We start from the raw sequence: 14,941 nt of genomic DNA, 5'->3' as shown, positions 1-14,941 counted from the left end.
TGTCGACCGGTCCGGATTTGGTTATATAATATGCGTGGATTTAAACGCGAGACCCGCTTTTGACCCTCACCGGGACCCCAATCCGATGAACGAGCATGCAGCCCGACACGTGGCGCGCCAAGACGGCCGTCACCTGCCTCGCGTACTGGTCGCGATTGCAAGCCATGGAACCTCGAATGACCGCTATCTCGAGCGGGTCATCCGGGAATACCGGTCGATGTCCCTCGTCGTTGATATCGTCGTGCTGTCGAACATCGACAAGCGCGCGAGAACGGGGGTGGAATGCATTGTTGGCCTACCCGACAGAAACCCGTGGTCCCTGCCGTTCGCGCACAAGAAGCTGTTTGCGGAACGTCGTGACCAGTACGATCTGTTCATCTACTCGGAAGACGACATTCTGATCACCGAGAGGAACATCCGCGCCTGGCTGGATGCAACGTCGTTTCTATCTCCAGAAGAAGTTGCCGGGTTTCTGCGGATTGAATTCGGCGAAGACGGCCAGCGTAACTATCCTGATATTCACGCGCACTTTCACTGGGATTCCTTATCGGTCAGGCGGCGCGGCGACTATATTCTCGCGCATTTTACCAACGAGCACGCCGCCTGCTTTGTCCTTACCCGGGAGCAGCTAGGCTGCGTCCTACATTCGGGCGGCTTCGATGTAGCTCCGCATCAGGGAAAGTACGATCTGGCCTGTACGGCCGCGACGGATCCATACACCCAATGTGGTTTGCGGAAACTGCTGCCAATCTCACACCTGGAGGATTTCACCGTCCATCACCTCACCAACCGGTACGTCGGCCGGATGGGGATCGGGGAAGAAGAATTTGGCAGGCAGAAGGCAATTCTGCTGCAAATCGCGGACGGCCGCCGCTCGCCCTACTCGTTGCTCCCGACGGAAACGCGCCTTCGCCGCGCTAGCTTTTCCAAGGACTATTATGAACCTGAATCCGAGGCGACGATCGCGCTCGTGCCGGCATCGGCGCGCAGCGTACTTTCGATCGGTTGTGGGTCTGGCAAGACGGAAAAGCGGCTGCAGGCGCGAGGACTGCACGTCACCGCGATTCCGCTCGATCCAGTGATCGCAGCCGGCCCCGCCGGGGACGGGATCGAGATGATCTACGCCGATCTGGACAGTATCGACTCCAATCGCGACACCTACGACTGCGTTTTATGTCTCAATCTGTTGCACCTCGCTCCGGATCCGCAAAAGCTGCTTCTGAGGCTGCGATCGTTCATGCACGAGCAATCGCTCGCAGTGATCCAGATGCCCAACACGATGTCCCCAAGGGGCATTCGGTCTTATCTCGGGGCGAGTCTCCGGTCCGGGCGCTCCAGCGGCTACGAGGCAGTGGGTGCTCATTTCGCTTCGGGGCGCAAGCTGGCGAGTTGGTGCGTCGATTCAGGCCTGCGAATCGAAGCGATGTTCGGAGTTCCGGCGGATCGTGGTGATGGATTGTTTGGCATGACCTCCCGGCTGGGCGAGTTCGCGCCGAGGTTTGTTTCGCTCGGGCTTGCGGCTTCGATCATCGTGACCGTCTCCGGAGGAAGGCCAGGCACTGACGGGGTAACCGAATTTACGGCCTCGTCTCAGTCAAATCGCCCGGCCGGCGAGGTCCGGTCCGGTTAAAATGGGCGCCTCATTTAATTGCGGTTCTATATTAAACGTTATATAATCATGAAGCGGCAGAAAGATCATTTCGCGTGAGAAATCGATGATTTCACTCGGGGCAACGACGATCGGCGATCGGCTTGCCGTCCTTTCGGCCAGAGGCCCCGGTTTTGATCAGATACGACTTGTGGCCGCACTCACGGTGGTTGCTCACCATGCTTGGTGGGGAACAAACGACGTCCTCTACCGGTTCAGCGGCGGGTTCATCCAGTTCGGCCTGTTTGCAGTCGTTATTTTCTTCTGCGTCAGCGGCTTCCTGCTGGCGCCTGGCCTGGCCCGATCTGGCGATCTCGTCCGGTTCGCCGTAAACAGGTCGTTGCGTATCCTGCCCGCACTCTTCGTCGTGGTCATCGCGTCGATGTTCGTGCTGGGTCCAGCCCTGACGACCTATTCGCTAGCCGACTATTTCGGCAGCGCCGAGCTTTACCTGTATCTGAAGAACGCCGTTACCCTGATGTCCCACTACCTGCCCGGCGTGGTGCGGCATGGACACGAAGTGCAGGTCAACGGACCGCTATGGACGCTCAATATCGAGGTCTGGTCCTATGCGGTGCTGGCGGCGATGAGCGTGGCGGGCTTTCTCCGCCGACGGGCGCTGACGATGATCACTTTCGCCCTGGTATACTTCACCTATGTTGGGCTGGCGCTTTCGCCATCGCTGCACGCGGCCTGTCCGCAGCGGCTCTTGGATTTCATCGGTCTCTTCGTCTACTTCATCGCCGGCACGACCCTCTACCTCTACCGTGAAAGTATCCCGTTCTCCGGAATCGGGGCCGCGGTCGCCGTGGGAGGCGCGCTGATCGGTCTTGCGAGCGGGTTGGGCGCGGTGGCGATGCCGCTGTGTATACCCTACGTCGTGATCTGTCTCGGGCTCTCCGAGGCCGCCAGTCGCGTGCCACTCAAGCACGATCTGTCCTACGGCGTATACCTGATCCATTCACCGGTCATATTGGCGCTCCTGACGCTGTTCGATCTCGCAGCCGGCTGGCCGTTGGCCTTGCTGTCGGCATCCGTGACTCTCGTTCTGGCGTATGCCTCCTGGCGATTTGTCGAAGCGCCGGCGCTGAAGCAAAAGGTGTGGGTTTCGCGTTGGCTGTCGTCGCACATTGCAGGTCTAGGCAGCCGACGAGGCGTTGGGACTGAGGCCGCGGTGCGCCGTGATGAGCCCGGCAACAATCTGACAGGAACAATCGAGGCCGGTGCAGCGGAGTGAGACCAAACCCGCACCTAAGCTCAGGTTCGAGGGTGATAGCGCGACGAGCGGGCCGCGGTTTCTTTGAAAGGAGCAGAGTCGCTATGAGCAGCGCGTACCATGATGACGAAGGTCCGGACTCGGATCGGCAACTGGACCTCTCCATCATTGTCGTAAGCTACAATACCCGCGACATGACGCTCGACTGTCTGGCGTCGATCGCCGCTGAGACAATGGGTACGAGGTATGAGGTCATCGTCGTCGACAATAATTCGTCCGACCAGTCAGCTGCCGCAATTGCCCGTCAATTCCCTGACATCAGGCTGATTGCCCTAAACGACAACATCGGCTTTGCACGCGCCAACAATCTGGCTGCAAAACAGGCGCGCGGCCGACGATTGCTTCTGCTCAATCCAGACACCATTATTCTCGACTGCGCGATCGATGTTCTTTTTGAGTTCGCCGAGGCCAATCCGTCATTTCACGTCTGGGGCGGACGCACCCTGTTTCCGGACGGCAGTCTCAATCGCACCTCGTGCTTTCGAAGAATCAGTTTGTGGAATTTGTTCTGCTTCGCGCTGGGGTTCACCTATTTCGGTCGTCGCAGTCCGATTTTCAATTCCGAGGCCTATGGCGGATGGGACCGAGATACCGCGCGGCACGTCGACATCGTTACAGGTTGCTTTCTGCTGATCGACCGGCTGGTGTGGGAGAGGCTCGGCGGGTTCGACCCCACATTCTTCATGTACGGAGAAGAAGCAGACCTCTGTCATCGCGCGCGGTCGCTCGGTGCGCGGCCCGCGGTCACGCCTGAAGCGACCATCGTCCACTATGGCGGGGCATCCGACGTCGTGCCTGTCGACAAGAGGGTGAAGGTTTTCAAGGGGAGAATCACCCTGATCAATCGGCATTTCGGCTGGCCGGCACGGACGATCGGGCAGGCTTTGCACCTGATCGTGCCGCTTACACGCCGGTACGGTTACGGCATGGCAGCCGCCCTGGCGCGGAATGCGGAATGGCAAAAGAACGCTGTTTATTGGGAAGCCGTCTGGAGGCGTCGGCGAGAGTGGGTTGGCGGTTACGAGGCACCGAGGGTCGAGCCGGCATGAGAGCGTCGGGTTGTTTCCGGCGAGAAGAGCGATGAGATCAGATAGCCTAGAAGGACAGCGACGGAGTTGGCGAGGAGCCAGGGGGCTCGCGCTTGGCCATATGCGCTGGGGCGGGATTGTGCTCGAAGCTGCCCGTGTAGCGGTTGCGGTCGCAGCGCTCCAGATTCCGGCGGCTGCTGTGGCAGCCGAGCCGAACGGCGCATCCAAGCTGGCATTCGCCTCCCAATGGCCGGACGCAAGCAACACGGGGCCGCCTCGTGATCTCGTGCTGAAGCCGTCCGGTCCCCTCACGATTGCCGTTTCCGGCACGACGATTTCAGGACTGGACATTCAGGGCGGCGTCGTCGTCAACGCCGATAACGTGACCATCGAGATGTCCCGCATCTCGGCTAGCGCTTGGGCCGTTATCAAGATCGATCCGCATCGGACAGGAGTTGTCGTCAGGGATTGCACGATCGACGGCCAGGGTGCTGGTCCCGATGGCAATGGCAACCAGGGAATCATGGGACAGGGTACGTTCCAGCGCAACAACATCTCGAACGTCGAAAACGGCATCGTCCTGACCGGCAGGGACAATCTGATCGAACACAATTTTATTCACGATCTCAATGCCGGCGGGGCGCCACATTACGATGGTATCCAGATCGATGGCGGCATCTCGGACACGGTCATCCGGCAAAACACGATCATCAATTCTCACGGCGCTGCCGGCGCTATCATGATCGACAACGAGTTTGGCCCGGTCTCCAACATCGTCATCGAAGGCAATCTTCTCGCTGGCGGCAGCTATACGGTCTACTCGGACGCGAAGTTCAACGACAATCCGATCTCGGGTGTTTCGATCACCGACAATCACATCGGCTCGGGGCAGTATGGGCCGACCCTGTTTCGGCGAAACCGGCCCACCTATCTCAGAAATGCGACCGACGGCTGGCGCCTGGTGCGCAATCTGGACTTTGGCAGCGTCGCGGCGCAGGAGGCCATCAGATGAAGCGCCGGCGTGCTCCGCACCAACTCAAGCGCTTGTCGGATCTAATGGCTTGGTCCGGCCTGTCCAGGGAGACAGCCTCATGAGCTATCCTGGCTATGCTCTCCTCGCGGGGCAGCCGCGTATCCGCGCGACGGCGGCCGGATTCCATTCGACCATTCTCCAACGGGGCAGTCTGGCCGTCCCGCTCCTTCTGATGGGCATCGTATTGCCGTCGGGGCTCCAGGTGCTGATCGCCGGGGCAAAGCTAACGCCGACCAGGATATGCCTTCTGGTCCTGCTGCTGCCGGCGGTTGCGCGGCTATTGCAGCCGAGCCGTCGGCTCCTGCTGTCGGACGGGCTCGCGGGGACGCTTGCGCTCGCCATGGTGGCGGCGGCTGGTTACGCCGCCGGACCTCAATCGGCGTTTTCTGCTGTTGCAGAGGCTCTCGACTTTGTCGGAGCATACTTTGTTGCGCGAGCCTTCGTTCTGGAGCCGTCGGCGGTCCAGCAGTTCATTCGTCTCATCAAGGCATTCACGGCGATTGCGATATGCGTTGCGCTAGTGGACGTGTTGACGGGGCATTGGATCGTCCGCGAGATCATGGCCACACTCATGCCGCAGCCTGAGGCGTTCGTGGACGACGGCACGTCGAGCGCAGATGGAGTACGAGCAGGTCTGCGACGCGCAATATCGACGTTCGATCATCCTATTCTCTATGGCGTATTCTGTTCGCTGACTGCGGCCATCGTGCTGTTCTCGGCGACAAGTGCCATCAAGCGTCTGTCGTGGGCGTGTCTGTGCCTATTCGGCGGATTGCTGTCGTTATCTTCGGCCGCTGTCTTGGGGATGGTCGTCGTAATGTCAAGCTACGCCTACGAGCGGTTGTTGCGCCGCTGCCCGTGGCGATGGCCTCTGCTTTGGACGGGAGCGGGCATGTTCCTGCTGGCCGTCACCGCTGTGACGAATAACCCTCTCAGCTGGCTGCTGTCCCACGCGACACTCGAGCCTCAAACGGGATTCTATCGCCTCATGATCTGGGACGCCGTCTCGGCGCAGGTGTGGCAGTCGCCTCTGACGGGAGCCGGATTCGTGACGTTCGGCTATTATCTACTCGATCGCACAGTCGACAGCGTGTGGCTGGTCACGAGCCTTCATTACGGCGTACCGGTCACCATCCTGCTGATCGTTTTGAATCTCTCGGCGGTATTGCCTGTGCCCGGGCGCCGCCCAAGCGGGATTCAGACGGGGTTTACGATCGCTTGCATGGTGTTCCTGTTCACGGGTTTGACGGTGCATTTCTGGAACTACATGTGGACGTTTTGGGGCGTTTGCATCGGTGTGCGTGCTTCGCTTAGGGAATGGCAGATGTTGGGAGCGCAAGATGAGCGATTTTGACGTGGCGTCATCGCCGATTGGCGGCATCAAGGGACGTTTGCGACCTTATGTCTGGTCATTACGCAGCGGGCTTCGGACGATCCGTTTCCTGTTCGGACGATTCGAGAGGACCTGTCCGGTATGTGAGTATCGAGGCAGATTTTTCGCGTACGCAAATCCGCTGGCATTGGGAATCAACTTCGACTCGCTCTGTCCGAATTGTCTGTCGCACGAGCGACACCGTCTGTTGGTGCTTTGCGACGCCGAGCAGGGCCTGTTTATGGGCAAGGATATCCTCCACTTCGCGCCCGAAAAGGGGCTCACGGAGTATATCAAGGCGAGAAAGCCGCGAAGTTACGTCACCTGCGAGTTCGGAGGGAAGGGCGCTGATTTCGACATCAATATCGAAAAGATAGACCTCGAAAGTGACAGGTTCGATCGGATCATCTGCTGCCATATCCTCGAGCACGTCAACGATCGCTTGGCCATCCCCGAACTCTTTCGGATCTTGCGTAAGGGCGGGACGCTGATCGCGATGATCCCTCTCATTGAGGGATGGCAAGAAACGTTCGAGGATCGATCGAGGCAGAAAACAGAAGAAGATCGGATACTGTATTTCAACCAGCATGATCACGTCCGCTTCTTCGGTCGTGATTTCCGACGCCGGCTCGAACGAGCGGGCTTCGTCGTCGACGAGTATACGGCGGTCGAGCCTCAAGTTGCGCAATATGGTCTGATCCGCGGCGAAAAAGTATTTTTGTGCCGGAAGACTTAGGCCAGGCAGTGCTTTGACGTTGCCCGGCGAAATCGGGCCGCACCGCTTTGTCACCTAAGCCCATTTACGAAGTCATCCTGCATCGCCTCTGGCTTCGCCGGTAGGCGCGCATCTCAGCCAACGGAGCAGCACGGCAAATTCGAGCTGATGTCTTGCCGCTGTCTGCTGCAGAGGACATTCGCGCGTCGTATTTAATAATGCGCGTGTTGGCTATTTATACATTCGATGGTTTATTTAATGTGCGTCGACGTTGAACGGGGCCGATCTCGGAGTCGCTCGACCCGTTGCAACGAGCCTGCACGAAAGAATTTTTCTGTGAAGTGTGGCGCGCGCATGTTTTGCGGTCGTTTGATCGTAGCTAAAACGAAATCGCTTTTAATTTCCGTAACGTAGATTTCCGCGCTGTATTTCCGGAAACAGGAATCTGGCGGCCCTTGTGGCGAAATGACCTTGGCGGAGCCGTGGTCTTGTCAAAAAAAGGCCGTCTGCAGACGACCATTAACGCCGCACAAGCACGGCACCTGGCGTATCTCGATCACCAATTAAATCGATGGCGCAAACTCGCAATAAGCACTGGTGTCAGTTAACGGGGATAATACAGAGAAGACGGAGAAACTGTTTTGGCAACGACAACGAATGCATGGCCTGACGCGACGAACACCGGGGTGCCGGCGGGGGTAACGCTGACTCCTTCTGGAGATGTGGTCATCACGCAGGCGGGAGCGGTGGTCTCCGGACTCAACATCACCGGCAGCGTCTACATCAAGGCGGACAATGTGACGCTTGAGAACTGCAAGATCACGTCCGGCGGTTGGGCTGGGGTGACCATTGATTCCGGAGCTACGGGCGCGGTGGTCCAGAATTGCACCATCGATGGTACCGGCCGTGCGCCGGATGGCACTGGCAATCAGGGCATCATGGGAAGCGGTACGTTCATCGGGAACAACATCTACAACGTGGAGAACGGCATCGTTCCCGGCAGCAACTCCGTCATCCAGGGCAACTACATCCACGATCTCCAAGCGGGCGGATCGCCTCACTATGACGGCATCCAGATCGACGGTGGCCTCTCCAACATTCAGATCACCGGCAATTCGATCATCAATCAGTGGGGATGGACCTCCGCGGTCATGATCGACAACGACTTCGGGCCGGTCTCGAATGTCACCGTCACCAATAACCTGCTGACTGGTGGCGCCTACACCGTATACGCGGATTCCAACCTGGGCACTTCCTCGATCACCGGCGTGTCGTTCACCAACAACCACATCGGTGGCGCGCAATACGGTGACGCGTTGATCCGCGGGAATAACTCGGTGTTCTCGGGCAACTACACTGACGGCGCGGCGCTGGCGTCGGCGCTCAATACGTCGGCAAACAGCGGTACGACGACGACCTCACCGACGATGCCCCCCGCAACGCCCGAAGTCCCGGCAGCGCCGAGCATCGCATCCTGGTCACCCGATACGGGCAAGACTGGCGATGGCATCACTGACGCCAGTCAGATCACCCTGCACGGTACCGCCGCGGCTGGCAGCACCGTGAAAGTCTATGACGGTTCGACGCAGATCGGCACGGCGACCGCGACTTCGACCGGAAGCTGGGACTACATCACCAAGGTCTTGACCGATGCGAAGCATACGCTGACGGCGACCGCGACCAACTCGTCGGGGCAAACCAGCGTGGCATCGACTGCGGTGGCGGTCACCGTCGATACCAAGGCGCCAGCTGCACCGGCGATCGCGAGTGACACCGTCAACACTGCCAATCAGGTCGTGATGTCGGGGACCGCTGAAGCGAACAGCGCGATCAAGGTGTTCGACGGAACGACCCAGGTCGGCACCGCGACGACCAACGCGAGCGGTGCGTGGAGCGTCACGACGTCCGCACTGTCGGCCGGTTCGCACGCCCTGACGGCAAAGGCGACCGACGTTGCCGGCAACGTCAGTGCTGCGTCGGCTGCTGTGGATGCGGTCGTCGGTTCTGGAACGACGACGGGCTCCACCGGTTCGGGCACGTCCGGTTCGGGTACCTCGGGTACGGGTACCACCGGCACGGGCACATCAGGCACCGGCACCACTGCGCCGGCCGCGCCGAAGATCGCCTCGTTCTCCAACGATACCGGCACCGCCGGTGATCACATCACGAGCGACAAAACGGTGACCCTGGCGGGGACTGCGGTTGCCAACAGCACGGTCAAGGTGCTCGACGGCACGACCCAGCTCGGCACCGTCACGGCGGATGCGAACGGAGCATGGCACTACACCACCGTCGCACTGCCTGACGGCAAGCACAGCTTCACCGCGACCGACACGGTCTCCGGCGCCACCAGCAAGGCATCGGCTGCGCTGGATGTCACGGTGGATAGCGCTGCCCCCGATGCTCCGATCCTGTTGAGCGATCCCACCACGCATAACCGCGCAACGGTATCCGGTACGGCGGAAGCGGGGAGCTCGATCAAGCTCTATGAGGGCACGACCCTGCTTGGCACCGCGACCGTCGCGAGTGATGGCGACTGGAGCGTGACGACCCCGAATCTCAAGCACGGGTCCCACACCTTCACCGCGACGGCAACCGATGCCGCCGGCAACACCAGCGCCTTGTCGCAGCCGATCGATCCGCCGATTGGTCATGGCGGCACCAAGGACGCTGCGACCGTCGAAGTCACCAATGTGCGCCAGCACTGGGATCACACGGCAACGATCAAGGGCACGGCCGATCCCAACAGCGAGATCAAGCTGTCGGACGGCACGACCTCGGTCGGTTCGGTGACCACGGGAGCCGACGGCAAGTGGAGCTTCCAGACCTCCGACCTGTCGGGCAAGTCTCATGCCTTCACCGCGGAACAGGTCGACACCACAGGTCACGTGGTCGGCACCAGCTCGGGCGCGGCGATGGTCGGCTCGGGCCGCAGCGATACGCTGACCGGCACCACCGGCAACGACGTCATGGTGGGCAAGGCGGGTGCGGATACGTTCCAGTTTGCGTCCAACTTCGGCCAGGACGTCATCAAGGACTTCGCGGCCCGCGGACCTGCTCACGACACGATCGAGTTCAGCAAGAGCGTGTTCGACAGCTTTGCGAGCGTTCTCTCCCACGCGGCCCAGTCAGGCCACGACGTCGTGATCGCGACGGGGAGTGACACCCTCACGCTGAAGAACACGCAGCTCGACAAGCTGAACAGCCACGACTTCCACTTCGCGTAGGATACGGGTCAGCCGCACAAGCTGATACTCAACAACTGCCTCGGGGGATCGCTTGGGGATCCCCCGACAAAGGCATCATTAAAGGGCAGGTGTCATGACTGACGTTGGACGGCGGGGGGTGTTTCCCCCGCCTGCGAATCTTTATCGAATCCCCATTATGCATTTGTCAGGCCTATGGTCGGCCGGGCGCCGGCTGGCGGACGAGGCCGAAGCGCCGACATCGCGGCTCGTCGGCTGGGCAAGGCGCGTGGTTGAAGCCCTTCGGCAACGGATATTCGTCGGCCGTTTCCGGTCGGCGGAGGACTACGAGGAGCCGCACTCAGAGATGTCGGCATTTCTGCGGTCGTGCGGCCGGATATTCTGGGCGCTCGCGGCCTTTAGCGGGATGAGCAATCTCCTCATGCTCACCGGCTCATTCTTCATGCTGCAAGTCTATGATCGGGTGCTGCCCGGGCGCAGCATACCGACGCTGATTGCCTTGCTGGTCCTGGCCGCGGTCCTCTACCTGTTTCAAGGTGGGCTCGACTTCGTCAGAAGCAGGATCAGCGCGCGGGTCGGCCGGTACTTTGATGAACGGCTCGGCATTCGCATTTTCGACGCGCTTGTCCGCTTGCCCTTGAAGACCAGGGCCGATGGCGACGGCTTGCAGCCGGTGCGGGATCTTGATCAGGTCCGCAGCTTTCTTTCGAGCGGCGGGCCGACGGCGCTCTTCGATCTACCCTGGATGCCGATCTATCTCGGCGTTTGCTTCCTCTTTCACTTCTGGATTGGCGTCACTGCGCTGGCCGGCGCGTTGGTGTTGATCGGCATTACCATGCTCACGGAAACCAGGACGCGCGGGCCGGCAAAGGCGTCCTCGCGCCTCGCGGTCTCGCGAACGGCACTCGCGCTCGAGGGTCGACGAAATGCAGAGGTTCTGCAGGCCATGGGCATGCGGCAGCAGGCGGCGTTGCGGTGGCGCGATGTCAACGCGAAGTACCTCGCGGCTCATGAGCGGGCCAGCGATGTAGCCAACAGCCTCGGAGGCGCCTCTAAGATCTTCAGGGCAATCCTGCAGTCGCTGGTTCTTGCCGTTGGCGCAGTCCTTGTCATCAACCAGGAATCGACGGCCGGCATCATCATCGCCGGATCGATCCTCAGCGCGCGGGCGTTGGCGCCCGTCGAACTGGCCATTGCGAACTGGAAAGGGTTCGTCGCTGCGCGGCAGTCGGGACAACGGCTTAATGCTTTGCTGAAGCTTCTCCCCAGCGAGGAAGAACGGCTGGAATTGCCTCCTCCTGTTGACGCTCTCTCGGTCGAGAATCTCTTTATCGGCGCTCCGAACTCGGAGCGGCCTACCGTCAATGACGTGTCGTTCCAATTGCGGCGCGGGCAGGCGGTTGGAATCATTGGGCCGAGCGGATCCGGCAAATCGACGCTGGCACGTGCGCTGGTTGGGGTATGGCCGGGCATTCGAGGCCGGATACGGCTGGACAACGCCGCACTCGACCACTGGTCTTCTGACGCCCTCGGCAAGCATATCGGGTACATGCCTCAGGACGTGGAATTGTTCGACGGCAGCGTTGCGATGAACATCGCGCGGTTCGATCCGCAGGCGACCGCCGCCGCTGTTCTGGAGGCCGCGCATGCCGCGGGCGCGCACGATCTCATCCTCTCGTTTCCGGAGGGCTACGGCACGAAGATCGGCGAGGGGGGGGTGGCACTGTCGGCGGGGCAGCGGCAGCGCATCGGGCTCGCCCGCGCCTTCTACGGCAAACCATTCCTCGTGGTGCTGGATGAACCCTCCTCCAATCTCGACGCCGAGGGCGAGGAGGCGCTGACCGAGGCGATCCTGAACGTGCGCCGTCGCGGCGGGATCGCCGTCGTGATCGCCCATCGTCCGAAGGCGCTTGAAGCCGTCGATCATGTCTTGTGCCTCGGGGAAGGCAGGGTTCAGTCCTTCGGCAAGAGGGAGGAGGTCCTCAAGAAGGTCTTGCGAAATCCCGTGCCGCTCAAGGTGGTCGCGGAAGCTCAAGGAGGCAACCGATGAACGGCCAGCTGGTAGCGCCGGCGATGCAATCCATCCAGCGTTACATGATCGTCGGTATGATCATGTTGGGTCTGGTGACTTTTGGAATCGGCGGTTGGGCGACAACGAGCCAATTGTCGGGCGCGGTGATCGCCCAGGGTGTCGTCGTCGTGGATTCGAGCGTCAAGAAGGTTCAGCACTCCACGGGTGGGATCGTGGGTGAGTTGCGCGTGCGCCAGGGCGATCGGGTCAATGCAGGCGACGTTTTGATCCGCCTCGACGAGACTCAGACGCTCGCCAATGCGACGATCGTCACGAACAGCATCGATGAGCTGCTCGCGCGCCAGTCCCGGCTCGAGGCCGAGCGCGATGGTGCCGAGCAGGTCGTGTTTCCCAAGGTGCTGCTCGACCGAGCCAAGGAGAACAATTCTGAGGCGAGCCGTGCAATCGCTGCGGAGCGGAAGCTGTTCGACCTCCGCCGTCAGGCAAGGAGCGGCCAAAAAGCGCAGTTGCAGGAAAAAAGCGCGCAGCTGGAGAACGAGATCAAGGGCTATACGGGGCAGACCGAGGCCAAGCAGAAGGAAGTTGAATTTATCCGCCAGGAACTGGAGGGCGTGCGTAGCCTCTGGCAAAAGAATCTGGTGCCGATCACGCGGCTCAATTCCCTCGAGCGCGACTCCGCACGCATCGAAGGCGAGCGCAGCCAGTTGGCCGGCATGATTGCGCAATCGAAAGGCAAGATCTCCGAAATCGGCCTCCAGAGCATTCAGATCGACCAGGACCTGCGGACGGAAGTCGGCAAGGACCTGATCGAAACGCGCTCAAAACTCTCCGAACTGGGCGAGCGCAAGACTGCGGCGGTCGATCAATTGCATCGGATCGATATCAGGGCGCCACAGTCCGGCCGCGTCCATGAACTCAGCGTCCACACGGTCGGAGGCGTGATCTCTCCCGGCGAGCAAATCATGCTGATCGTTCCTGATGCGGACTCGCTTGCGGTCGAGGTCAAGATCCCACCGAAGGATATCGACCAGGTTTATGTGGGGCAGACCGCGACGATGCGCTTTGCAGCGTTCAACCAGAAGACCACGCCCGAAATCGACGGCGAGGTCAGCATGGTCTCGGCAGATATCACGCAGGATCAGCGCGCCGGCACGAGTTATTACACGGGCCGTATCCTGCTGAAGCCCGAGGAGCTGGCGAAGCTCGGCTCCGCCAAGCTGCTGCCAGGAATGCCGGTGGAGGTCTTCATCAAGACGGCTGGTCGGACCGCGCTGTCCTATCTGCTCAAGCCGCTGCACGATCAGGCGGAGCGTGCATTCAAGGAGCGCTGAGCTCGGTGCAAGCCGTGGGCAGCGCTTGGCGAACGCACGCGGGCTGGCGCCCTACACATGGGCGTCAGCGTCGCTGCGCCCACCCCCGCAGTAGATCGCGCGCTCGCCGACCGATCGGCGGGGGCGCGTGCCTGTCGTGCCGCGCTGAGATCACGGGTTGTTCAAGCGATCGCCCGCTCAGCACGTCCATCCGCTTGGCGCGCAGGGCCATCGCGACGACGAAGCCGAGTATTGAAGCTTCGGCTCCCACAATGACGAGCAGCTCAATTGGCATATGAAATCGGTCCGGCCTGCGAGGGCTGTTCTTGCGATTTGAGCATGGCGACCAATTAAATCAATAAAATAATGTTCGGTCCGAAGCCGTCCGTCTCGCTCTGGGGCGGCCACGCCTGTCGCCTGTGATTGCACTTCGCGTGGCCCGGATGAAAAGGGCCTGTCTGATCGGGGCTTCTCGATCCATCCGAGTTCCTCGCTTGCAAAGCGTCGCCGGCCCTGGTCGTGTCCGCCGCGGTTTAAATGCAGATATTAATTCTATTTAATCTTGCAAATTAAATTATAATATATAATTTAAATAACAACGGATTGCGGCCTGCAGCGTTCGGCTGGGTCGTGCTGCGGCCCGCGTCGATTTGGCATTTGCAGGAGAGCGGCAGGTGCAACGAACCTCAGGCTCGATCATCGCGACAGCCATCGTTATCATCATCGGGGGCGTTCAATGGGCGGGTGCGGCATTGCCGGCCGTGCCGAGGGCCCCCCAAGCGGACCCTGCGCGCATCGAGCTGGGGCGTCCGGCCCTTCCCCCCCTCACTTACACCGCGTTTTGCCTGCGCTATCAGGCCGAATGCCGCCCGCGGCGTTTCTTCCGCGGCGGGCCGATCCGGTTGACCGAGAAGCGATGGGCGGAGTTGCGGGAGGTCAATCGCGCGGTCAATCTGGCGATTGAGCCCGCCCGCAACGAGCTCGGCCTTGCGGGCGAGGCGTGGACCATTAATCCCGCGCGTGGCGATTGCAACGATTACGCGGTGAGCAAGCGCCACGAGTTGCTTCGGCGCGGCTGGCCGGCGCGTGTCCTGCTATTGAGCGAAGTCGTCGTCAGTTCCGGTGAACATCATCTGGTGCTCCTCATGCGTACCAGGAGCGGCGATCTCGTCCTCGACAATCTCACGCCACAGGTTAAGCCCTGGTCGCGGACGCCCTATCGCTGGGTTCGCGTGCAAAGCCCGGGCCGTGACGGGCTGTGGGTCACGATTGGACGAGAGGGGGTATGAGGCACTGGCGCGAAAGCCCTGAGCCTTCCTTG

Annotated in this window: 10 protein-coding genes; all 10 read left to right on the top strand. The window is 60.8% G+C overall.

Annotated elements, in window-relative coordinates; genetic code table 11:
* Window positions 1-85 precede the first annotated feature (85 nt).
* Window positions 86-1,630 (top strand): bifunctional 2-polyprenyl-6-hydroxyphenol methylase/3-demethylubiquinol 3-O-methyltransferase UbiG, encoded by a 1,545-nt coding sequence (locus tag GDN70_RS24820; protein ID WP_081494264.1) that lies wholly within the window; start codon window positions 86-88, stop codon window positions 1,628-1,630.
* Between the two features lie 85 nt (window positions 1,631-1,715).
* Complete coding sequence (locus tag GDN70_RS24815) at window positions 1,716-2,885, top strand: acyltransferase (protein ID WP_038970398.1); 1,170 nt, start codon at window positions 1,716-1,718, stop codon at window positions 2,883-2,885.
* An 83-nt stretch (window positions 2,886-2,968) separates the two neighbouring features.
* Window positions 2,969-3,973, top strand: a complete 1,005-nt coding sequence (locus tag GDN70_RS24810) for a glycosyltransferase family 2 protein (protein WP_050995553.1) — start codon at window positions 2,969-2,971, stop codon at window positions 3,971-3,973.
* Between the two features lie 118 nt (window positions 3,974-4,091).
* The gene (locus tag GDN70_RS24805; RefSeq protein ID WP_173015861.1) at window positions 4,092-4,964 is read left to right on the top strand and encodes a right-handed parallel beta-helix repeat-containing protein; all 873 of its coding nucleotides are present in this window, start codon (window positions 4,092-4,094) and stop codon (window positions 4,962-4,964) included.
* A gap of 79 nt (window positions 4,965-5,043) precedes the next feature.
* Window positions 5,044-6,339, top strand: coding sequence for an O-antigen ligase (locus GDN70_RS24800; RefSeq protein WP_095426585.1), 1,296 nt, complete (start codon window positions 5,044-5,046; stop codon window positions 6,337-6,339).
* Window positions 6,326-7,093: a methyltransferase domain-containing protein gene (locus GDN70_RS24795; protein WP_081494263.1), complete on the top strand. Its 768-nt coding sequence runs from the start codon at window positions 6,326-6,328 to the stop codon at window positions 7,091-7,093. The genes GDN70_RS24800 and GDN70_RS24795 overlap by 14 nt, the downstream gene beginning before the upstream one ends.
* A gap of 701 nt (window positions 7,094-7,794) precedes the next feature.
* Complete coding sequence (locus GDN70_RS24790) at window positions 7,795-10,299, top strand: Ig-like domain-containing protein (protein WP_173015860.1); 2,505 nt, start codon at window positions 7,795-7,797, stop codon at window positions 10,297-10,299.
* A 325-nt stretch (window positions 10,300-10,624) separates the two neighbouring features.
* Window positions 10,625-12,328: a type I secretion system permease/ATPase gene (locus GDN70_RS24785; protein WP_049801687.1), complete on the top strand. Its 1,704-nt coding sequence runs from the start codon at window positions 10,625-10,627 to the stop codon at window positions 12,326-12,328.
* Entirely contained in the window at window positions 12,325-13,641 is a 1,317-nt protein-coding gene (locus tag GDN70_RS24780; protein ID WP_038971036.1) for an HlyD family type I secretion periplasmic adaptor subunit, read from the top strand. Before GDN70_RS24785 ends, GDN70_RS24780 begins: the two co-directional genes overlap by 4 nt.
* Window positions 13,642-14,294: 653 nt before the next feature.
* Window positions 14,295-14,909 (top strand): transglutaminase-like cysteine peptidase, encoded by a 615-nt coding sequence (locus GDN70_RS24775; protein WP_038971035.1) that lies wholly within the window; start codon window positions 14,295-14,297, stop codon window positions 14,907-14,909.
* Window positions 14,910-14,941 lie beyond the last annotated feature (32 nt).

The organism is Bradyrhizobium sp. TM102 (genome assembly GCF_009176685.1).
GTDB lineage: Bacteria > Pseudomonadota > Alphaproteobacteria > Rhizobiales > Xanthobacteraceae > Bradyrhizobium > Bradyrhizobium ottawaense.
This window is presented reverse-complemented; position numbering and strand designations above follow the sequence as displayed.